The sequence below is a fragment of the Streptomyces sp. NPDC050287 genome (assembly GCF_044459385.1).
Classification (GTDB): Bacteria; Actinomycetota; Actinomycetes; order Streptomycetales; family Streptomycetaceae; genus Streptomyces.
The window spans coordinates 26,382-46,828 of the sequence record NZ_JBITIY010000014.1 but is presented as its reverse complement, the minus strand read 5'-3'; the positions used below and the strand labels follow the sequence as shown (position 1 = coordinate 46,828).

Below are 20,447 nucleotides of genomic sequence, written 5' to 3'. Positions count from 1 at the left end.
ACGAGAGGCTGTCGGCACCTCGTGCGAGGGGCCCGGCGGTGCGCCGGCGAGGTGGTGGAGACGGTCGCGCTCGGCGTCCGACAGGCGCGGGGCCCGAGCCGGCCCGGCGGGCACCTCGTGTGACGGGCTCGGAGCGCGGGCCTGCTCCAGCCGCGTGCGGTACTCGGTCGAGATGAACGCCGGCTGCGCCGTTTCCTGGCGGCGCAGTCCCGGGGTGCGGTGGCGCGGGTCGGCGGGCAGGCCCACGTCCGCGGGGGTGATCCGCTCGCGTCTGCCGCGCAGGAAGGCCGCCGACTCTCGTCTGTCCGCCCATCCAGGGTGCCCAGGTGCCGAGGGGCCGATCCAGGTACCGCCGGTGCCTGGATCGGCTCAGCGAACCGACGCAGGCTGGCCGCATGGACAACGCAGCCATCGACAACACATCCACCACCGACATGTCCATGCCCGGCACCCTGGGCCTGCTGGCCGGCAAGGTCGCCTTCATCAGCGGTGCCGGCCGGGGGATCGGCGCCGCCGCGGCGCGGCTGTTCGCCCGGGAAGGCGCCCGGGTCCTGCTCGCGGCCCGCACGGAGGCACAGCTGAAGGCAGTCACCGAGGAGGTCCGGGCAGCGGGCGGCACCGCGGAGTACGTGGTGTGCGACCTGGCCGACACAGCCGGCGTGCGCGCCGCCGTCGACCGCGCCGTGGACCTGTACGGCCGGCTCGACGTCGCCTTCAACAACGGTGCGACGATCCATCGGCCCGGCCCGATGGACCAGATGCCGGAGGCCGAGTTCGACCACGTCTACGAGGTGAACCTCAAGGGCGTCTGGCTGGCCATGGTCGCCGAGGTCGCTGCCATCCGGGCCACCGCCGGAACGGGAGCCATCGTGAACAACTCCTCCGTCGGGAGCCTGATGGGCAATCCCGAGCTGCCCGCGTACGGGGCGATGAAGCGGGCGGTCAACAGCCTCACCGAATCGGCAGCGGTCACCTACGGTCCCGAGGGCATCCGCGTCAACGCCATCGCCCCCGGCAACACGGCGACTGAAATGATCCGCACCTGGGAAGCGGATTCCCCCGGTCTGCAAGAGCGGCTCAACGCTCACACTCCTCTGCGCCGAGCCGCCGACCCCGACGAAATCGCCCAGGCAGCCGCCTGGTTGCTGAGCGACCGTTCGTCCTACGTGACCGGCACGGTCCTGCGCGTCGACGGCGGCACACGGACCTGAGCCTGAGCCGGGACGCCGGACGAGAGGCGGGAATCGCCGGTGGTGGTGCGCGGGTTGAGGCGGTGGATTTCTGCTTCCCTGCGGCACGCGGTCCCGAACGCCGCATCCGCACCCTGCGCGCCGAGGCCGGACGGCGCGGCCTGACCGACGGGGAGTCGGTGACCACGGAACACCCGGACGCGGCGGGCGCGGCTCGCCGGGGACGGCCCGGGAGGCCTGAAATACCCCGGCGAGCCGCCCATGTGGTCAGGTCTGCTCAGACCCGCGACCGGTACAGCCCGAACTCCGCGATCCGTACGGTGTCCCGGGCCTCGGTCACCCGAACCCGCCACCGCCGGGCCCGCACCGGAGCGGCCAGCAGCAGGATCCGGCTCGCGCCGATCGTGCCCGCACCGGTCACCTCGGTCCACGCACCGTCGACCAGCGCCTCGACCACGAAGCGTTCGACCTGCTGCCCGTGCCGCACGTCCTCCGCCAGCCGGATCCGGTCCGCCTCCCGCTCCGCGCCCAGGTCCACGGTCACCCTGCCCGGCACCACAGTGGTCCGGGCCCCGCGCGCCAGGTCCTCGGGCAGCTCCCGGTCGACCCGCTCCCGGAACTCCCGCAGCCGGGCCACGTCGGCGGTGGGCAGCAACCCGTCCGTGTCCGGCGGGACGTTGAGCAGCAGCACCGAGTTGCGGCCCACGGAACGGAAGTAGATGTCCGTCAACTGCTCGACGGTCTTGGGCTGTTGATCGGCGTGGTAGAACCAGCCGTCCCGGATGGACACATCGCACTCGGCGGGCCACCACTGCAGGTAGTCGGCCACCGGCCGGGCCCGGACCAGCGCGTCGCGGCTGCCCATGTCGGCGGCGTCGTAGGAGAGGGCGTAGTCGGTGCGGCCGTAGTCCTTCTCCTGGACCGGTACGACACTCCACTCGTCCTCGCGGGCCAGCCCGCCCTCGTTGCCGACCCAGCGCACGTCGGGGCCGGACACGGCGATGGCGGCGTCCGGGGCGAGGGAACGCACGAGGGTGTACCAGCTGTCCCAGTCGTACTTCTCCACCTTGTCCGGCGGGATCCGGCCCTGGGCCCCGTCGAACCACACCTCGTCGATGGGGCCGTACTCGGTGAGGACCTCGTGGAGCTGGTTGAGCATGTGGGCGCCGTAGTCGGTGGCGGGGAGGCTGTACGTCCTCGGCGGTGTACGGTCGTCGCCCTCGACGGGAGTGGGGACGGTGCGGGTCGTGCGGGCGCTGCCGTTGGCGTACACCCCGTGCAGGTACTGGTTCTCGTCGGCTGGCGAGATGTACACGCCGACCTTGAGGCCGTACCGCCGCATGGAGTCGGCGAAGGAGCGCAGGACGTCACCGTGGCCGTCCCGCCAACTGCTCGACGCCACCGTGTGGCCGGTGTAGCGGGAGGGGTACAGGACGAAGCCGTCGTGGTGCTTGACGGTGAGGATGGCGAGCTTGAATCCGCCGTCGCGCAGGGCTGTGGCCCACTGGTCGGTGTCGAGGCCGGTCGGCTGGAACACGTCCGGGTCCTCGTCTCCGGTGCCCCATTCGAGGCCGGTGAAGGTGTTCACCCCGAAGTGCAGGAACGCGGTCCTCTCCAGCCCCTGCCAGGTGATCTGCCGTGCGGTGGGCCGGACTTGGGAGGCCTTGCGGACCAGGTCGGCTTCGGTGTCGTCGGGAGAGACCGGGATGCGGTAGTGGGGGTCGGCCGGTGCGGCGGACGCCGGAAGGGACGGGAGTCCGGTCACGGCGAGTGCGGTGGCGGCGGTGACGAACAGACGGCGCGAGACGGTCACGAGGCAGGCTCCTCAGCTCAGGTGCCAGACGGCGGGCGGGTGTTGGTCGGGCGGGTACTGGACGAGCCGGCCCCCGTTCGGGCTCACGGTCATCTGCGTGATGACGTTGACGAGCCGGTAACCGCCCTCGACGGGCTCCAACTCCCAGCGCTGCAAGGTGTTCGTGGCGTCACAGGTCTGCCAGGTCGCCTCGGCTCCGGGCTGGAGCGGCACGTTGAGCGTCAGCTTTCCGCCCCGCACCTCCAGACAGCCGTCCGCGGTCCGCAGGGTCACATAGCCGTCCGCCGTCCGCCGCACCTCGACGTCGAGGGACCGGCCGTCCGTGGTGAGGGTGTACGTCCCGTCCGCCACCGGCACCCGGGTCAGATCACGCCATCCGGGCGCGTGTCCCACGGCCGTGCCGCGTGCGGTGAACTCGGCGTAGGTGGCGTCGGGGTGCGGGTCGCCCCAGGTGGCCTGGGCGATGTGGCGCAGGGCGGGCCACAGTTCGCCGGAGACCTCGTTCTCGGTCTCGCCGCGGCCGTTGTCGGGCCAGAGGCTGATCTTCGCGCCGGTGATGCCCTCGGCGGACGCGAGTTTCTCGCCCTCGAAGCTACGGGGGTCCCAGCTCTGGTCGTACAGGCCCTTGGTGTCGCTGTGGAAGCCGCCCCGGACGAGGTAGAGCGAGTAGGCCGCGTTCATCAACGGGTAGCCCTGGGCGAGGAGTTGACTGGGCCTGGTCGCCACGTTCAGCCAGTGCTCCACCGTGGTTCCGGCGGCGACCGGCACAGTGTTGGCGCCGGTGAGGCCGTCGTTCCAGATGCGGAGCTTCTTGCCCTTGGCGGCCGCGTAGGCGTGGACGCGGTTGACGAAGTCGATGAAGGCGTCCTGCGGGGTGGCGTCCGGGCCGTACTTCTCCCGCGCGTACCGCAGGATCTGGGGGTACTTGGCGAAGTCCGAGCCGAGCATGTACTCGTCGGCGCCCATGTGCCAGGACGTGGACGGAAAGACCTGCGCGTACTCGTCGATCAGACCGGTGTAGTAGGCGAAGGCGGCCGGCTGGGTGATGTCGAGACGCGAGGGCTGCTTGGCGCCGTCGGCGTCGGTCAGCTGGAGATCCGGCCGGTTCTCGATCCACGGGTCCATGTGTCCGGGGGAGTTGATCTCCGGGATGATCTCCACGTGGTAGCGCTCGCCGAGAGCGACCAGGCGACGGATCTCGTCCTTGGTGTAGTAGCCCCAGGTGTTGGCCTCCGGATGGGCGTCGCTCTTCACCTTCAGCTCGACGAGCAGCTGGTTGAGCTTGTTGTACGCCATCTCGCGGACCAGGTTCTCCAGCCAGGGCAGGGAGATGTGGACGTAGCAGGCGCAGACGCCGACCCCGCGTTCCTTGTAGCGCGGGACGTCCACGGTACGTCCGGCGGGGATCCGGTCGCCCTGGGCGAGGAGTTGGAGGAGGGTCCGGGTGCCGTAGAAGGCACCGGTCTCGGTCGCGCCGGTCACCGACAGCCGCTTGCCCGCGTGGAGCTCGTAGCCCTCGGTGCCGAGGGAGGCGTTGGCGGGCTCGACGTCGATGACGATGTCACCGGTGCGGGCGCCGCCGGGAACCACGGGCACCCTGCCGTGGCCGGCCGCCTTCAGATCGTCGGCGAGTGTGCCGGCGACCCGGCGTTCGGCCGCGCCGTCCGCCACCAGACGAGCGCCGGTCCGGTAGACGTAACTGCCGGACTCGGGCGTCCAGGCGCTCAGCGCGGGCACGGTGACCGGCGGGCTCTGCTCCTGCCGCGCGATCGCCGGAACCGGTGCCAGAAACAGCGTCAGCACCGCCATGACAGCGACCAGTCTCAGCCGTTTCCTCATGAGCGACCTCCCCATTCATCGGAGGCCTGATACTTGGCTCGACCTCTGGGCCTGTCAATGGGACTCGATGACATGGAACTTGGCCCATTGATCGGATGACCTGCCGACTAGTTCACAGCCGCCGACTCCCGGGCCGCCAAAAGTCCAACAAGACCGGTCCGAATGTCCAAGCGCGAGCGCTCTCGACGCGGTGGCCGCTGCCGGGCAGAGTTCTCCCTACGTACCCGCCAGTAGCCTCCAGGGAGCGCCCGTGACCAGCTGGGTCGGCCGGACAGCCGCCGAGATCGCCGCCGCCGTACGCGAGAAGCGGGCCACGCCCCGCGAGGTGGTGGCCGAGCACCTCGCCCGGATCGAGCGGCTCGACGGCCGTATCGGAGCCTTCCGCACGGTCCGGGCCGAGGCGGCGCTCGCCGAGGCCGACGAGGTGGGCGCGCGGGACGACCTGGGCGAACTCCCCCTGGCCGGGGTGCCGGTGGCCGTCAAGGACAACCTCGCCGTGCGCGGTGAGGCCAAGCGCGTCGGCTCGGCCGCGACCCCGGACACGCCCGCCGACGAGGACCATGTCACGGTGGCCCGGCTGCGGGCGGCGGGCGCGGTGGTCGTCGGTCTGACCAACGTGCCGGAGCTGTGCGTCTTCGGCACCACGGAGGGTGTCCACGGCACCGCCCGCAACCCGTGGGACCCCTCCCGCACGGCGGGCGGCTCCTCCGGCGGCAGCGCGGCCGCGGTCGCCGCCGGACTGGTGCCGATCGCCCTCGGCAACGACGGCATGGGCTCCCTGCGCATCCCCGCGGCCAACTGCGGCCTGGTCACCATCAAGCCGGGCCATGGTGTGGTGCCGGCCGGCGTCAGCGACGGCGACTGGTTCGGCATGTCCGAGAACGGGCCGCTGGCGACCACAGTGGAGGACGCGCGCCTGATGCTGTCCGTCCTCGCGGACAGCACGTCCGTACGACCGGACGCGGAGGCGACCTACCGGGTCGCCGTCTCCCTGCGCAGCCCGCTCGCCGGTATCGCCGTCACCCAGCCGTACACGACGGCGGCCCGGGAGGCGGCCGGGGTGCTCATGAAGGCCGGTCACCAGGTCCGCCGCGCCGATCCCCCGTACCCGCTGTCGCTGAGCTTCACCTCGCTCACCCACTGGACGGCGGGCACCGCCGAGGACGCCCAGGGGCTCGACCGGCGGCAGCTGGCCCGGCGCACCCGGGTCCACGCGGCCGTCGGGCGCCGTTTCGCGAAGTCCGTGCGCACCGGCGAGGGCCGGCAGGCACTGCGCAGGCGCCTGGAGCCTTTCTTCGAGGAGTACGACGTGCTGCTCACCCCGGCACTCGCCCGCCGCTCCCCCAGGTCGGCGCCCTGGCACGAGCGGGGCTGGCTGCGCAATGTGCTCGCCAACACGAACTACTCGCCCATGACCCCGCCGTGGAACCTCACCGGCTGGCCCGCGATGTCGGTCCCCTTCGGCCTCCTGCCCTCCGGCGCCCCCTGCGCCGTGCAGTTGGTGGGGCGTCCGGGATCGGAGGCGGACCTGCTGGAGGTGGCGGCCCAGTTGGAGGAGCGGCGTCCGTGGGAGCGGACGGCACCTGTGGACTGACGCCTTCCTCGCGGCGGGCCGAAAGACCTCGCTTCACGGTCTTCCATGGTTGGTGGCGTGGGGCCGGCCTGCGGTTGTTCGAGCCGGGTGGTCGGCCGGTCCCGGACTTGGGAGGGTCGGGGTACGCCGACGGGAGGGGCGGTATTCGCGGGGAGGTGGCCGAACCCCCGGCGGACTCGGGCCGGGGTTACCTCCATGCCGCACATCGTGCCCGGGGGCCGGGGCGGGCTCCGGTTCCGGTGCGGTGAGCCTGAGCCGGCTGCCCAGATTGTGGCGGCCTTCGCGGTAGGGCTGGGGTTCATCCACAACAGCGGGGTGAGCGGTGCTCACCAGCTGATCCGGGCCGCCACCGGCAGGTGGTCACTGCCTGTCGCCGGCAGCGACCACGAGCTCTCCGGCTTCACGCCGCGGACCAGGATCTGGTCGATCCGCGCCACCGGGAACTTCGCCGGCCAGCTGAAGCCGAAGCCGTTCCCGGCCACGTCCTGGGTCGAGCGCAACTGCGAGGTGATGGCGGCGAACGCGCGGTCGTCCATGGTGCCGTTCAGGTCGCCGAGCAGTACCACCCGCTCATTCCGCTCGGCGGCGACGGCCTTGCCGAGCGCCTGCGCGCCTCTGTCCCGCGAGTCCGTCCAGAAGCCCGCCCTGGGATTCACCCGTACGGACCCCAGGTGGACCACATACACCGCCAGCGGCCCCCGGTCCGTGGCCACCGTGGTGCGCAGCGCCCGGCTGTCCGCCATCCTGACGTCGACCGGCTTGGTGGCCGCCAGCGGCCCGACGTCCTGTTCGATGTCGACCGGCCGGGTGTGGGACAGCGGCAGCTTGCTCCACAGTCCGACCGTGCCCTGCACCGTGTGGTACGGGTACGCCTTCGCCAGCCCTGTCTCGTACGTGCCCCTGGCCTGCGGGGTGATCTCCTCCAGGGCCAGCACGTCCGCGCCGGAGGCGGCCAGGTCCCGGGCGGTGCCGGCCGGGTCGGGGTTGTCGGCGCCGACGTTGTGGCCGGCCACGGTGAGGTCGCCGCCGGGGTGGGACTTGTCGCCGAGCAGCCCGCCGAAGAGGTTCAGCCACACCAGGACCGGCAGCAGCAGCGCGGCCACCGCGGAGACGGAACGGCGCCACAGCGCCCCGGCCAGCAGCACCGGGATGAACAGGCCGAACCACGGCAGGGCTGTCTCCACCAGGCTGCCGAGGTTCCCGATCCGGTTCGGGATCTTCGCGTGCGACAGCATGAACAGGCCCAGCAGCAGCGCCAGCGCCGCGAGCACCAGGCCGCGCTTCCAGGGCCCCGGCCGGGAGGCGACGCTGATCGCCCGGCGGATGCCCGCGCGCCCGGTACCTGGGCCGGTGTCCCGAGGACCGGCGCCGCCCTGCCCGGTCTCCTCCGTGTCCACCTGCGTCACCGTCTGTCCTCGCTCACTGCCGGTCACTGCTGCATCCTCGGGTCCTGGGTGGGGTCGGCATACATACGCGGGCAACGACCGTCGATCGCGTCGGTGCGCAGTTCGTAGTGCCAGGGTTCGTTCCGGTAGATCGGGCACAGTCCGTACTCGGCACCGTGTTCGGACAGCCACGCCGCCGCATCGGAGTGCCCGATGTCGACCGCGTCCCCCGACACGTGAGGAGACGTCTCCGCGGTGGCCACCCATCGGGCGGCCTCCTCTTCGGACCCGTACTTGGAGACCGCCTCGCGAAGGAGCTGCTCCTGGTACTCCCGGGAACGCCAGCCGCTGTTGACGTAGAACTCGACTCCGTCGTCCGCGGCATCCGTCGCAGCCTGGCGGAGGGTCCTGAGCAGATCTGGATCGAGGTTGGCCACAGCCGGAATCGCGTCGTCGAAGACCGTCACGCCGTCGGGGACGGCACCGTCCGCCTCGCCGAGCGCACCACGGTCCTCAATGCGAAGAGTGTTCAGGGGTGATGCGGCCGAGGACGACGACGGTTTCGCTACCTGGTGGACGAGGGTTGCGGTGATCGCCGCTATGACGACTGTCAGTCCGACGAAGAGGAGCCAGCGAATCCGGCGGCTCGTTGTTCGTGCTAATGGTGGGATTCGATTCATACCGCAAGTCAAGGCAGCGCGGTGTTGTCGGCACGTATCCGGTTTTCGATATGCCGGCGATACGCGCCGGCTCCTAGCATCAGCAGCATGCGTGTGCTGATCGTCGAGGACGAACCCTATCTGGCGGAAGCCATCCGCGATGGCCTGCGTCTGGAAGCGATCGCGGCCGACATCGCGGGTGCCGGCGACACCGCTCTGGAACTGCTGAGCATCAACACCTACGACATCGCCGTCCTCGACCGGGACATCCCCGGACCGTCCGGTGACGAGATCGCCCGACACATCGTCGCCTCCGGCAGCGGCATGCCGATCCTCATGCTCACCGCGGCCGACCGTCTCGACGACAAGGCCTCCGGGTTCGAACTCGGCGCCGACGACTACCTCACGAAACCCTTCGAACTCCGAGAACTCGCGCTCAGGCTCAGAGCACTCGACCGCAGACGTGCCCACAGCAGGCCGCCCGTGCGGGAGATCGCAGGTCTTCGGCTGGACCCGTTCCGCAGAGAGGTCTACCAGGACGGCCGCTACGTGGCGCTGACCAGGAAGCAGTTCGCCGTGCTCGAAGTCCTCGTCGCCGCCGAAGGCGGTGTCGTCAGCGCCGAGGAACTCCTGGAACGCGCGTGGGACGAAAACGCCGACCCGTTCACCAACGCCGTGCGCATCACCGTGTCGGCACTGCGCAAGCGCCTCGGCGCACCCTGGGTCATCGCCACCGTGCCAGGCGTCGGCTACCGCATCGACACCCAACCGGAGGCCGGACACGAAGGAGGCGGGCGTGGATAGGGAACCCGGGCTGAGCGTTCGCCTCAAGCTCACCCTCAGCTACGCCGGATTCCTCATGCTGGCGGGCGCCCTGATGCTCATCACCGGGTATTTGTTCCTGACTCGTGTGAAACACGTCGGGCTTGTCTTCATGCCCGACTACCGCCTGTCCGTCGCGCGTGACTTCGCTCCGATGGCGGCCATCACGATGTCGTGCCTGCTGATGTTCGGTCTCGGGGGAGGGTGGTTCCTCGCCGGCCGCATGCTCGAGCCGCTGAACCGCATCACGCACGCCACCCGCACGGCCGCGAACGGATCGCTCTCGCACCGAATCCGGCTACCGGGTCCCCAGGACGAGTTCCGCGAACTCGCCGACGCCTTCGACACGATGCTCGCGCGGCTGGAAGCACACGTCGCCGAACAGCAGAGATTCGCAGCCAACGCCTCTCACGAGTTGCGCACCCCGCTGGCGATCTCGAAGGCGCTTCTCGACGTGGCCCGCACCGACCCGAACCAGGACTCCGGCGAGGTCATCGACCGCCTCCACGCCGTCAACACCCGAGCGATCAACCTCACCCAAGCACTGCTCCTGCTCAGCCGCGCCAACCAGAGGTCCTTCACCCGAGAACCCGTCGACCTGTCCCTGCTCGCGGAAGAGGCCACCGAAACACTCCTCCCCCTCGCGGAAAAGCACGGCGTCACCGTCGAGACCTCCGGCGACATCACCCCCACGATCGGATCGCAAGCGCTCTTGCTGCAGCTGACCACGAACCTCGTGCACAACGCGATCGTTCACAACCTGCCTGAACAGGGTGCCGTGTGGGTCAATACCAGCGTCCGCCCCAGCAGTGTGGTGCTCACCGTCGAGAACACCGGCGAGAGGCTCACTCCAGAGCTGACCTCGACACTCACCGAACCGTTCCAGCGCAGCACTGAGCGTGTACACGCCGACCACGCAGGTGTCGGCCTCGGCCTGGCGATCGTCAAGACCATCACCCACGCACACGACGGAACACTCACCCTCACCCCGCGCTCCGCCGGCGGGCTCCGCGTCATCGTGGAACTGCCCGCGACAGCCCCCGCGCGCCCGCGGGTGACGCATCAGGGAAGGGACGCGCCGCCACTGCCGTGAGCAGGCGGTCATTGACCGATCGGCTTGTCCGTGCGGGCTACAGGGCTTTGTACATGATGTGCAGCCCCACCCGGCCGTGCCGGGGGTGCTCGTACGCGTCGGGGACCGTGCCCAGGATCGTGAAGCCGAGGGATGTCCACAGCCTCACGGCCGCGTTGGTCTCGACGACCGCGTTGAAGACCATGCCCCGGTAACCCGCGGCCCCGGCGGCGGCGAGGAGGTGCTCGGCGAGGGCCCGGCCGTAGCCACGGCCGCTCCGGTCGGGGTCGACCATGAAGCCGGCGTTGGCGATGCGGGCGGCGGGGCCGCCGTAGTTGGGGGTCAGGAAGGCGGAGGCGACGACGGCTCCGCTGTCGTCCTCGACGACGTAGACCCGCTTGGCCGGGGCCATCCACAGGGCGCGGGCCGCTTCCTCGGAGGTGTCCGGGTCCCAGGTGTAGGTCTCGGCGGCGGCGACGATCCGGTGCCAGAAAGGCCAGATCCGTGGCCAGTCCTCGGCCACGGCTTCTCTGATCAGCATGGGCGTGAGTTTCGCACGCCCATGCGGTCGGCGATCGCGACGGGTCGCCCCGGGGTCAGTCCACGCTGGGCAGGATGTGGGGCTCGGCGAGGTCGTCCTCGTAGCCCGCGAGACGGATGGGGGCGGACCGCGCCCACACGTCGAGGCTGCCGAGCTCTCCCGGCCTGCGGCCCGCACGTTCCGGGCGTTCCTTGGGGCGTTGATCGCGATTCGTCTTCTCCGGTGTCACCGCGCACTCCTTATGTGTCGGTCACCCTCGGGGCGCCCTGCCCAGTCTGCGACCTGGTTCCCGACGCCCCGCTCGGGTCTGGTTAGAGTCAGTTCGGACGCGGTGGCGCCGGTTTCTCGTACGAGAGCAAGCCGTGGTGAACGGGCGTGTCCCATGACGGACCGTGGGTGTGGGTGGGAACCCGTACTGCTGTCCGTCCCCTACAGATTAACCAAATGAGCGGCGCTCCGCTCGATAGGGCTGAAAACAAAGGGTAACTATCCGGAGTCAACCCGTGCACAGCCGGGAATACTATGTCCCGCTTTGCCACCTTCCGCACGTTTGCCTGTCGCCCGTTCGGCCTACGTCCGCGAACAGACGACGCAGTTCAGTTCCCGTTGGCCGAATCGCAAGCCGGCCATGATCTGCTGGCGCCCTGCAAGGCTCGTCCGGCGGGAGGACTGGCGCATGGAGCTGCGCAGTGTCGAAGAGCTGATGGATCTGCTGTACGCCTGTCGGGGCACGTTCGACGCGCCCGGCCTCAGGAGCGGTCGCGTCGACCTCCACCACCACGCGCTGCGGACGGCCGCGCTGCTGCGCCGGTCCCGCCCCGCCGACAAGGAACTCCAGGTGGCGGGCCTGGTGCAGGCGATCGGCCCCTTGCTGCGCCCCGGTGAGCGGACCGCCCACGCGGACTGCGCCGCCGACGCGGTCCGTTCCCTGCTCGGCGAACGGGTCGCCGGCCTGGTCCGCGGCGTCGACCCCGCCGATGACGATCTGCTACGCCTGCGCCAGGCCGACGAGGAGGCCCGCTCCCCCGGGTTCGACGCAGGTGTCCTGGAGGACTGGCGCACGGTGCTGGAGCTGGTCGCAGCGCGCAACTCCCGTCTGGGGGCTGTTGACTGACGGACCGTCATGAGACGGTACGGCGATGAGGTCGTCGTACGGACTCGAGGGCAGGGCCGCCGTCGTCACCGGGGCCACGCGGGGTATCGGACGGGCCGTCGCCGGGCGGTTGGCGGCGGCCGGGGCACTGGTGTGCGTGACCGGGCGGAACGCCGACGACGTGCGACGGACCGCCGAAGAGCTGGGCGGTATCGGTGTCGCGGGCAGCGTCGCCGATCCGGACCACCTGCGGGAGGTCACGGAGTCGGTGCTGGGCGCGTTCGGACGGCTCGACGTGGTGGTCAACAACGCGGCGACCAACCGGCCCTACGGGCCGCTCATGGACGCCGACCCGGGCGCCTGGCGGGAGGCGTTCACCGTCAACGTCGAGGCTCCGCTGCGGCTGGTGCAGTGTGCGTGGCGGGCCTGGATGCGTGAGCACGGCGGGGCGGTGGTCAACATCTGCACGGAGGGCGCCACGCACGTCGGCCCCAACGTCGGCGCGTACAACACCAGCAAGGCGGCTCTCCTGCACCTGACGCGGCAACTCGCGGGCGAACTCGCGCCGAGGGTCCGGGTCAACTCCGTCTCGCCCGGGCTCGTCCGCACCGAGATGGCGCGTTTCGTGTGGGAGCGGGGCGAGGACGAACTGGCCGCCGGGCTGCCGCTCCGGCGGATCGGGAAGCCGGAGGACGTGGCGCGGGCCGTGGTCTGGCTGGCCTCGGACGCGGCGGAGTGGGTCACCGGGGCCGACCTGCTCGTCGACGGCGGGACACGGGTCAGGACGGCGTACCCCGGCGGGTACGCCGTCCATGATCGTCTGCGGTCGTCCGCGCCGCCTCACGCCTGACCGTGACGGCACGCTCCGGATCGCTCAGGGGAACAACGCGATCCCCACGAGGACCAGCAGGACGATGCCCACCACGAAAGCGGCCGTGGCCCAGGGCCCGCGGTGCCTCAGCGGGGTCACGGGCCCCCCGCCACGGGGCCGGTCCTCCGGCAGAACGGGGTCGGCCGGGCGGTCGCTCGCGTAGAACTGCTCGTCGGACGGATAGTGGTTGCGCGGATCACCGAGGGCCCGGGGATCGACGCTGTCGCGCGGATCACTGCTGTGTCGAATGGCCATGTCACCTCCCGGCGCAGTACTCGCGTTCCGTGAGTACCCCGCTCGTGCCACGGCATGCGTCGCAGGCGGCGGGTCACCACTTCCCGGGGGCGTAGTCCTTAAGGAAGACGCCGTACAGGTCCTCGCCCGCCTCGCCGCGCACGATCGGGTCGTAGACGCGGGCCGCGCCGTCGACCAGGTCGAGCGGGGCGTGGAAGCCCTCCTCGGCGAGGCGCAGCTTGTCGTAGTGGGGGCGCTCGTCGGTGATCCAGCCGGTGTCGACGGAGGTCATGAGGATGCCGTCGCTCTGGAACATCTCCTGGGCGCTGGTCCGCGTCACCATGTTCATCGCGGCCTTGGCGGCGTTGGTGTTCGGGTGGCCCGCGCCCTTGTAGCCGCGGCCGAAGACGCCCTCCATCGCCGAGACGTTCACGACGTACGAGCGCCCGCTGGCCGCCTTCTTCGCCGCGTCGGCCATGACCGGGCGGAGCTTGCTGATCAGGATGAACGGCGCCGTGTAGTTGCACAGCTGGGTCTCGAGGAGCTCCACCGGGGAGATCTGCTCGATGGTCTGCACCCAGGTGTTGGAGTCGACGACGTCGGGGACCAGGCCGCCGGCGTCGATGGCGGTGCCGTCGAGGTGCCGGGCGACGCTGGCGTTGCCCGCCACCAGGGCCAGGTCGGCGACCTGCTGTGCGTCGAGGCTGCTGATGCCGACGGGCAGCGCGGCCAGCCCGTCGACCGCGCCGGAGTTGAAGGCGCCGATGACGTGGTGGGCGGGCAGTTCCCCGGCGGGCAGCGGGGCACTCTCGCCCTCGACCAGGGCGGCGTACGCGGAGGGCAGACGGCGGACGGTCTGCGTCGCGTTGTTGATCAGGACGTCGAGCGGGCCGGCCTCGGCGACCTGGTCGGCGAGGGCCACGGCCTGCGCGGGGTCGCGCAGGTCGATGCCGACGACCTCCAGGCGGTGCAGCCAGTCCGCGGAGTCGTCCATGGCCTTGAAGCGGCGGATGGCGTCCTTGGGAAAGCGCGTGGTGATCGTGGTGTGCGCACCGTCGCGCAGCAGCCTGAGCGCGATGTACATGCCGATCTTGGCGCGGCCACCGGTGAGCAGGGCGCGCTTGCCTGTGAGGTCGGCGCGGACGTCCCGCTTGGCGCGGTTCACGCCGGCGCAGTCGGGGCAGAGCTGGTGGTAGAAGTAGTCGACTTCCACATACCGGGCCTTGCAGGTGTAGCAGGAGCGGGGGCGCTGGAGTATCCCCGCGATCCTGCCCTCCTCGGTGACCGACGACGGGAGGATGCCCTCGGTCTCGTCGTCGATGCGCTGGGCGGAGCCGGTCGCCGTGGCCTCCGTGACCGCCTTGTCGTGCGCGGTCTTGGCGGCCCGGCGCTCCTGGCGGCGGCGCTGCTTGACGCTGCGGTAGATGCCGGCGGTGGCCCGGCGTACGGTGATCGCGTCGGGGTGGTCGACGTCCAGCTTGTCGAGTTCGTCGAGCACGCTCAGGCAGACGGCCAGCCGCTCCGGGTCGATGCCGGGCCCGTACACCTCCTCGTCCGTGGTCGCCGAACCGTTGTCTGTCACCGTCATGGCCGCTGCCGTTCCCTGGTCTTCCGCGCGGCGCTCCGACGGCTCCGCTTTCGAACGGCGAATTTTACGTCAGCGCCGGGCCGCACCGCCAAACCGCGCCGATCACGACTCGCAGGCGGTGATCAGCGTCTCCACCTCCTCGGTCAGCGCCCGGGCCAGCCGGTCGAGGTCCGGGACGGCGTGTCCGTCGGCGACGAGGCCGTAGTGGACCTGCCCGCGGTACGTCGAGACGGCGACGGCGAGGGACTGGCCCCGGGCCAGCGGGGCGAAGGGATAGACCGCGGTGAGCGGGTCGCCGCCGAGCTTCAGACCGATGCCCGGCAGGGGCACGCTGGTGACCAGGATGTCGAACCAGAGCCGGGCGGCCCCACTCACGAACGGTCCGCCGAGCCGGTGGCCGAGCGCCGGGACGTGGTCCGCGAGCAGGGCGACGGCGCCGGCGCCCCGGTTGGGCCCGGCGTCCTTGTTGCGGTCCATGGCCAGGCGGACCGTGGCGAGGCGGCCGAGGGGGTCGGGATCGGCGACGGGCAGCCGCATGAGGTAGCCGGAGAGCCGGTTGCCCTGCGGGTGCGCGGTGCGCGGCCGGCGTTTGGAGACCGGGATCAGGGCACGGGGTGCGACGCCCTCGCTGCCGTCGCCGCGCTCGTCGAGCCAGCGGCGCAGGGCGCCCGCGACGACCGCGATCAGGACGTCGTTGACGGTGCCGCCGACGGCCTTGCGGACCCGGTGCACGTCGTCGAGGTCGAGGACCACCCCGGCGGTGCGGCGGGTGCCGGTGGACGGTGCGGTGAGGGCGGTGGAGGTGCGCACGTCCAGGGTGGAGCGGGCGACGGAGGCACCGATGTCGAGCGCGCGCCCCACGTCCGACAGGGCGCCACGCACCCGTTCCCGCAGTCGGCGGACGTCCGGCAGGAGGCGGCGCGGGGGCTGTTCCGGCCGGGGGCGGGGCGCGGGCATGTCCATCGGGTCCAGGATGGCGGCGGCGAGCGTCAGCGCCCGCAGTCCGTCGGCCAGGGCGTGGTGGAACTTGAACAGAACGGCGAAGGAGACGCCGTCCTGCCCCGGCAGTACATGCGCCTCCCACGGCGGCCGGCCGCGCTCCAGCGGGCGCTGCATGAGCCGGCCCGCCTCGGCCTGGAAGTCCGCGGTGGGGGCGTGCAGGGTGACGTGGTCGAGCGGGTCGAAGTCGGGGGCGGCCTCCCGGGCGGCGCCGCCGAAGGCCGCCGGGAAGCCCAGCGGCCACACGTCCCGGATCCGCATCCGCAGTCCGGGCACCGCGGCGGCCCGGGCGGCGAGCAGGTCCGCCGCGTGGGCGCCCGCGGTGGGCGAGCGCGCCGAGAAGACGCCGAGCGCGCCCAGGTGCATCGGGTGCTCGGCGGATTCCATGTTCCAGAACGCCAGGTCGAGGGGTGCGAGCAGGTCAGCAGTCAATGGCTTGCCTCGCGTCGAGGAAGTGGGTGCCGGCAGTCAATCGCCCGCAAGCGATTACGGTCAAGTGCGATCAAGCTACGCACAGTTAACACCAGATTAAAGGGTCTTTGCAGAAGGCTCCCCCTGTCAGCTTCGTGTCTTGGGACGCCGCGCAGGAGAGGGGGGGCATCCACCGCGAGGTCCCGCCTCTCGGTGGAAGAGGCGGGACCTGTGAGCCGTTGCGGTCACATCAGCGGTAGGTCAGGGCGCCGGGCAACCCGTCGGCGTGGCCCGGGACGCGTCCCGGATCAGCGCCTGCTGTGCGGCCCGTACCCGCCGCACGTCGGGCTTCAGGACCTCGCGGTCGTAGGTCAGCAACCCGTTCAGTTCGCCCTCCACGTCCGAGATCTGGGTGTAGACGGCGCCGTTGCCGCCCCGGCAGACCAGGGCGCGCACCTCGTCGAGCTTCGCCAGGTAGTCGTCGGTGTAGGTCGCCGGGTCGACGTCGACGTACGACTGCTGGACCGACCAGGCGTGCCCGGGGACCGCCAGTCCCAGTCCGCCGTACTCGCCGCTGACCAGGGCGCGTCTGCCGTCCGGACGGGGCGGCAGGGCGGGGCTGGGATAGCCGTGCTCGTCCATGATGTCGCCGGCGTCGCCGTCGGCGCCGAGGTTGAGGCCCGACTGGTTGTTGACCAGGCGGGTCGGGTCCCAGGCCTTGGCCTGCTCGGCGACGCGTCCGACGTCGTACTGGCCCCAGCCCTCGTTGAAGGTGACCCACATGACGACCGACGGGCTGCTGATGTGCTCGTCGATCATCTGCTTCATCTCGCGCTCGTACCGGGCACGGGCCTCGGCGCTCGGGTCCACGCCCGCGGTCATCGCGGGCATGTCCTGCCACACCATCAGGCCCAGCCGGTCGGCCCAGTAGAACCAGCGGTCGGGCTCGACCTTGATGTGCTTGCGGACCGCGTTGAAGCCGAGTTCCTTGTGCACCTTCAGGTCGTAGGCCAGGGCGTCGTCGGTCGGCGCGGTGTGCAGGCCGTCCGGCCAGAAACCCTGGTCGAGGGTGGCCATCATGAAGACCGGTTTGCCGTTGAGGACCGTGCGCGGGGTGCCGTTCACCTGTTCGACGGCGATGGAGCGCATCCCGAAGTAGCTGCCGACGCGGTCCGCGCCGACGGTCACCTTCAGGTCGTAGAGGAACGGGTCGTCCGGCGACCACAGGCGCGGGTTGTCGATGGTCAGGGTCAGCGGACCGCCGGTGCGCCCGCGCGCCGTGGCGACCTTGCGCTTCCCGTCGTACGCCGTCGCCGTGATCGGTACGCCCGCCCGGACTCCCCGCGCTTCGACGGTGAGCCGCCGGCCGGGGACGTCGGGGGTCAGCTTGAGCGAGTCGACGTGGTCGGGCGCGACCGGTTCCATCCACACCGTCTGCCAGATACCGGAGGACGGGGTGTACCAGATGCCGCTGGGATCCAGGCGCTGCTTGCCCAGGGGCGGGTTCTCGCCGCTCGCCGCGTCCGTCGGGTCGTACACGCCGACGATCAGCTCCTGGGTGCGGCCGGGCCCCAGCGCGTCGGTGATGTCGGCGCTGAACTTGTCGTAGCCACCCTCGTGCGCGGCGACCCGGGTGCCGTTGACGTACACCTCGGACCGCCAGTCGACGGCGCCGAAATTGAGCCGCAGGCGCTGGCCGGAGCCGATGCGCCAGTCGGCGGGGACCGTGAAGGTGCGCCGGTACCACATGCGCTCCTCGTGCCGCTGGATGCCGGAGAGCTGGGACTCGACCGGGTAGGGGACGAGGATGCGCTCGGCCAGGGTCCTGCCGACGGGCGGCTGCTCGCCCGCCCTGGCAGCGGCGAACTGCCAGCGGCCGTTGAGGTTGCGCCAGGCGTCACGGGTCAGCTGCGGGCGCGGGTATTCGGGGTGGGCGTTGTCCGGGCCGACCTGGTCGGCCCAGCGGGTGCGCAGTTCGTACGTGGAGTGGTTGGCGCCGCTGCTCCAGAACGCCCCGACAGCGTTGCCCTCGGCGTCCGTGAGGCCGCCTGCTCCGTCGTAGCGAACGTCGGCCGTGCCGCGCGCGGTGCCGGTCTTGTTGCCGACCACGGGTTGGTCGAGGGCGACGAGGAGGGTTCTCGGGTCGGCGGGGTCGGGCCTGGCTGCTCCGAGCGGCCAGGTGGCGCCGCCGATCACCGCTTGGAGGTGGTCGGTGAGACCGGCCGGGGGCCCGCCGAGACGCTGGGCGAAGTCGAGTTTCAGGGTGCGGCCGTCGCCGAGGACCGTGGTGGCGATCGGCCCGTCGTAGTCGAACCCGGCGGGGAGCCGGAACGCGGACTGCGGGACGGCCTCCTTGCTGCCGCCGGGCTGGGTCCAGCGCAGGTGCAGGTTGGAGCCGCCGTAGTGCTCGAAGTACTCGACCTTGATGTCGTAGGCCGTGCCGGCGGTCAGATCGACGGGCTGCGCGGTCTGTTCGCGGTCCCAGTCGTCGACCCAGTGGTCGATGAGGAGCCGGCCGTCGATCCACAGCCGGAAGCCGTTGTCGCCGATGACCGAGAAGGTGTGGGCACCGGTCTTCTCCGGCACGATCCGGCCGGTCCAGCGGACGCTGACGTCGTCCGAACGGCCGGTCGCGGCGGCCAGCCGCGGCTCCAGGGTGTCGAAGTCGAGGACGGGATCGAAGGTGGTGGCCTTGAGCTCGTGGAAGTCGAAGGCGCCGGGAGCGGACTGGGTGAAGTACTCGCCCTTCAGGCCGTGGGCCTCGGCGGGGTCGTCGGCCGGCGCCGGGCCCGCGGTCAGGCCCGTGAGGCCGGTCACGCCCAGGAGTACGGCGAGGAGTAAGGAGAGTCGGTTTCTGAGGCGGGTGAGGTGCACAGAACCCCCATAACAACGTTGTCATGGACCGGAGTTGGCATGACAACACGGATTCCGCCGCGCGTCCAGGGACATGACAACAGCCCCGGTGGTCACGCGGCCACCGAGGCCGTGGTCAGCCCTACGGGACCCGCTGCCCCTTCCCGAGCGCGATGACCCCGCCCTTGGAGACCGTGTACAGCTCCGCGTCCCGCTCCGGGTTGACGCCGATCGTCGCGCCCGGCGGTACCTCGACGTTCTTGTCGAGCACGGCACCGCGCACCACCGCACCCCGGCCGATGTGCACGTTGTCGTGCAGCACCGAGCCCTGCACGACCGCGCCCGGGTCCACCACGACCCCCGGCGAGAGCACCGACCGGGTCACCTGCCCCCGGATCAGGCAGCCCGCGCTGATGATCGACTCGCTGGCGATGCCGCCGGAGTTGAAGCGGGCCGGGGAGAGCTGGCCCGAGTGGGTGTAGATGGGCCACTGCCGGTTGTAGAGGTTGAACGCGGGGCGCTCGGCGATCAGGTCCATGTGGGCGTCGTAGTACGCGTCCAGGGTGCCGACGTCCCGCCAGTAGCCCTGGTCGCGGATGGTCTCGCCGGGGACGTGGTTGGCGCTGAAGTCGTACAGCTGGGCCTCGCCGCGGTCGGTGAGCTGGGGCAGGATCGAACCGCCCATGTCGTGCACGGATTTCGGGTCCTCGGCGTCCCGCTGGAGGGCCTCGATGAGGGCCTTGGTGGTGAAGACGTAGTTGCCCATCGAGGCGAACACGGACTCCGGGTCGTCGGGCAGGCCGGGCGGGTCGGCGGGCTTCTCCAGGAACCGCTCGACCGTCAGGCCGTCCGAGCCGGGGGTGATCACGCCGAACGAGGACGACTCGCCGCGTGGGACGCGTATCCCGGCCACCGTCACACCCGCGCCGCTCTCGATGTGCTGGTTGACCATCTGGCGCGGGTCCATGCGGTAGACGTGGTCGGCGCCGAAGACAGCCACGTACTCGGGCTGCTCGTCGTAGATCAGGTTCAGGGACTGCAGGATCGCGTCCGCACTGCCCAGGTACCAGCGCGGGCCGAGGCGCTGCTGTGCCGGGACCGGGGTGATGTAGTTGCCGAGCAGGCTGGACATCCGCCAGGTGGTGGTGATGTGCCGGTCCAGCGAGTGCGACTTGTACTGCGTGAGCACACAGATGCGCAGGATGTCGCCGTTGACGAGATTGGACAGGACGAAGTCCACGAGACGGTACGTGCCGCCGAAGGTGACCGCGGGTTTCGCGCGGTCCGCGGTCAGGGGCATCAGACGCTTGCCCTCTCCGCCCGCCAGCACGATGCCGAGCACCGAAGGACCACCACGACGCATGGCCGCTCCCCTCACCCTGGTTGACCCATGCCTGCCCCTGAGCAGGCCGTACTAAGCCTGTCGAGGATCATCACGCCGCAGCGATCACGTTTCCGTGTCCGCGTGTCGCCGGAATGACGT

At 70.9% G+C, this 20,447-nt stretch carries 17 protein-coding genes and 1 pseudogene; 6 read left to right on the top strand and 12 right to left on the bottom strand.

Annotation, left to right across the window (positions count from 1 at the left end):
• Window positions 1-27: 27 nt before the first annotated feature.
• Window positions 28-342, bottom strand: a pseudogene (locus tag ACIBK3_RS36745) (hypothetical protein); the annotation flags it as partial.
• Between the two features lie 53 nt (window positions 343-395).
• Between ACIBK3_RS36745 and ACIBK3_RS36740 the strand changes: the two are divergent.
• On the top strand, window positions 396-1,211 hold the full coding sequence (locus ACIBK3_RS36740; RefSeq protein ID WP_399372083.1) for an SDR family NAD(P)-dependent oxidoreductase: 816 nt from the start codon (window positions 396-398) through the stop codon (window positions 1,209-1,211).
• 256 nt (window positions 1,212-1,467) lie between these two features.
• On the opposite strand, the gene ACIBK3_RS36735 is transcribed toward ACIBK3_RS36740, so the two are convergent.
• Window positions 1,468-3,003, bottom strand: a complete 1,536-nt coding sequence (locus tag ACIBK3_RS36735) for an alpha-L-fucosidase (RefSeq protein WP_399372081.1) — start codon at window positions 3,001-3,003, stop codon at window positions 1,468-1,470.
• A 12-nt stretch (window positions 3,004-3,015) separates the two neighbouring features.
• Entirely contained in the window at window positions 3,016-4,842 is a 1,827-nt protein-coding gene (locus ACIBK3_RS36730; protein ID WP_399372080.1) for a family 20 glycosylhydrolase, read from the bottom strand.
• Between the two features lie 250 nt (window positions 4,843-5,092).
• On the opposite strand from ACIBK3_RS36730, the gene ACIBK3_RS36725 reads away from it, so the two are divergent.
• Complete coding sequence (locus ACIBK3_RS36725) at window positions 5,093-6,436, top strand: amidase (protein ID WP_399372079.1); 1,344 nt, start codon at window positions 5,093-5,095, stop codon at window positions 6,434-6,436.
• Between the two features lie 326 nt (window positions 6,437-6,762).
• Here ACIBK3_RS36725 and ACIBK3_RS36720 read toward each other — a convergent pair whose 3' ends face one another.
• Window positions 6,763-7,749 (bottom strand): endonuclease/exonuclease/phosphatase family protein, encoded by a 987-nt coding sequence (locus tag ACIBK3_RS36720; RefSeq protein WP_399372351.1) that lies wholly within the window; start codon window positions 7,747-7,749, stop codon window positions 6,763-6,765.
• A 116-nt stretch (window positions 7,750-7,865) separates the two neighbouring features.
• Window positions 7,866-8,501, bottom strand: a complete 636-nt coding sequence (locus ACIBK3_RS36715) for a M15 family metallopeptidase (protein WP_399372077.1) — start codon at window positions 8,499-8,501, stop codon at window positions 7,866-7,868.
• Window positions 8,502-8,588: 87 nt separating this feature from the next.
• On the opposite strand from ACIBK3_RS36715, the gene ACIBK3_RS36710 reads away from it, so the two are divergent.
• Together ACIBK3_RS36710 and ACIBK3_RS36705 are read left to right on the top strand one after the other, a co-directional pair.
• Window positions 8,589-9,284 carry a response regulator transcription factor gene (locus tag ACIBK3_RS36710; protein WP_399372075.1) on the top strand — a complete coding sequence of 232 codons (696 nt, stop codon included), beginning with the start codon at window positions 8,589-8,591 and terminating at the stop codon, window positions 9,282-9,284.
• Window positions 9,277-10,395 carry a sensor histidine kinase gene (locus tag ACIBK3_RS36705; RefSeq protein ID WP_399372074.1) on the top strand — a complete coding sequence of 373 codons (1,119 nt, stop codon included), beginning with the start codon at window positions 9,277-9,279 and terminating at the stop codon, window positions 10,393-10,395. The genes ACIBK3_RS36710 and ACIBK3_RS36705 overlap by 8 nt, the downstream gene beginning before the upstream one ends.
• Window positions 10,396-10,432: 37 nt before the next feature.
• Here the strand turns inward: ACIBK3_RS36705 and ACIBK3_RS36700 are convergent, their stop codons facing one another.
• Both ACIBK3_RS36700 and ACIBK3_RS36695 read right to left on the bottom strand, forming a co-directional pair.
• Window positions 10,433-10,915, bottom strand: coding sequence for a GNAT family N-acetyltransferase (locus tag ACIBK3_RS36700; protein WP_399372073.1), 483 nt, complete (start codon window positions 10,913-10,915; stop codon window positions 10,433-10,435).
• Between the two features lie 55 nt (window positions 10,916-10,970).
• Window positions 10,971-11,144 (bottom strand): hypothetical protein, encoded by a 174-nt coding sequence (locus ACIBK3_RS36695; RefSeq protein WP_107416040.1) that lies wholly within the window; start codon window positions 11,142-11,144, stop codon window positions 10,971-10,973.
• A gap of 447 nt (window positions 11,145-11,591) precedes the next feature.
• On the opposite strand from ACIBK3_RS36695, the gene ACIBK3_RS36690 reads away from it, so the two are divergent.
• Together ACIBK3_RS36690 and ACIBK3_RS36685 are read left to right on the top strand one after the other, a co-directional pair.
• Window positions 11,592-12,029 carry a hypothetical protein gene (locus ACIBK3_RS36690; RefSeq protein ID WP_399372071.1) on the top strand — a complete coding sequence of 146 codons (438 nt, stop codon included), beginning with the start codon at window positions 11,592-11,594 and terminating at the stop codon, window positions 12,027-12,029.
• Window positions 12,030-12,054: 25 nt separating this feature from the next.
• Window positions 12,055-12,858, top strand: a complete 804-nt coding sequence (locus ACIBK3_RS36685) for an SDR family oxidoreductase (protein WP_399372068.1) — start codon at window positions 12,055-12,057, stop codon at window positions 12,856-12,858.
• A 24-nt stretch (window positions 12,859-12,882) separates the two neighbouring features.
• Here the strand turns inward: ACIBK3_RS36685 and ACIBK3_RS36680 are convergent, their stop codons facing one another.
• From ACIBK3_RS36680 to glgC, 5 genes are all read right to left on the bottom strand, one after another.
• Window positions 12,883-13,134 (bottom strand): hypothetical protein, encoded by a 252-nt coding sequence (locus ACIBK3_RS36680; RefSeq protein WP_399372067.1) that lies wholly within the window; start codon window positions 13,132-13,134, stop codon window positions 12,883-12,885.
• A gap of 73 nt (window positions 13,135-13,207) precedes the next feature.
• Window positions 13,208-14,701, bottom strand: coding sequence for an SDR family NAD(P)-dependent oxidoreductase (locus tag ACIBK3_RS36675; RefSeq protein ID WP_399372065.1), 1,494 nt, complete (start codon window positions 14,699-14,701; stop codon window positions 13,208-13,210).
• Window positions 14,702-14,803: 102 nt separating this feature from the next.
• Window positions 14,804-16,132 (bottom strand): wax ester/triacylglycerol synthase family O-acyltransferase, encoded by a 1,329-nt coding sequence (locus ACIBK3_RS36670; RefSeq protein WP_399372064.1) that lies wholly within the window; start codon window positions 16,130-16,132, stop codon window positions 14,804-14,806.
• A 240-nt stretch (window positions 16,133-16,372) separates the two neighbouring features.
• On the bottom strand, window positions 16,373-18,985 hold the full coding sequence (locus ACIBK3_RS36665; protein ID WP_399372062.1) for a PA14 domain-containing protein: 2,613 nt from the start codon (window positions 18,983-18,985) through the stop codon (window positions 16,373-16,375).
• A gap of 121 nt (window positions 18,986-19,106) precedes the next feature.
• On the bottom strand, window positions 19,107-20,327 hold the full coding sequence (glgC, locus tag ACIBK3_RS36660) for a glucose-1-phosphate adenylyltransferase (protein WP_399372061.1): 1,221 nt from the start codon (window positions 20,325-20,327) through the stop codon (window positions 19,107-19,109).
• Window positions 20,328-20,447 lie beyond the last annotated feature (120 nt).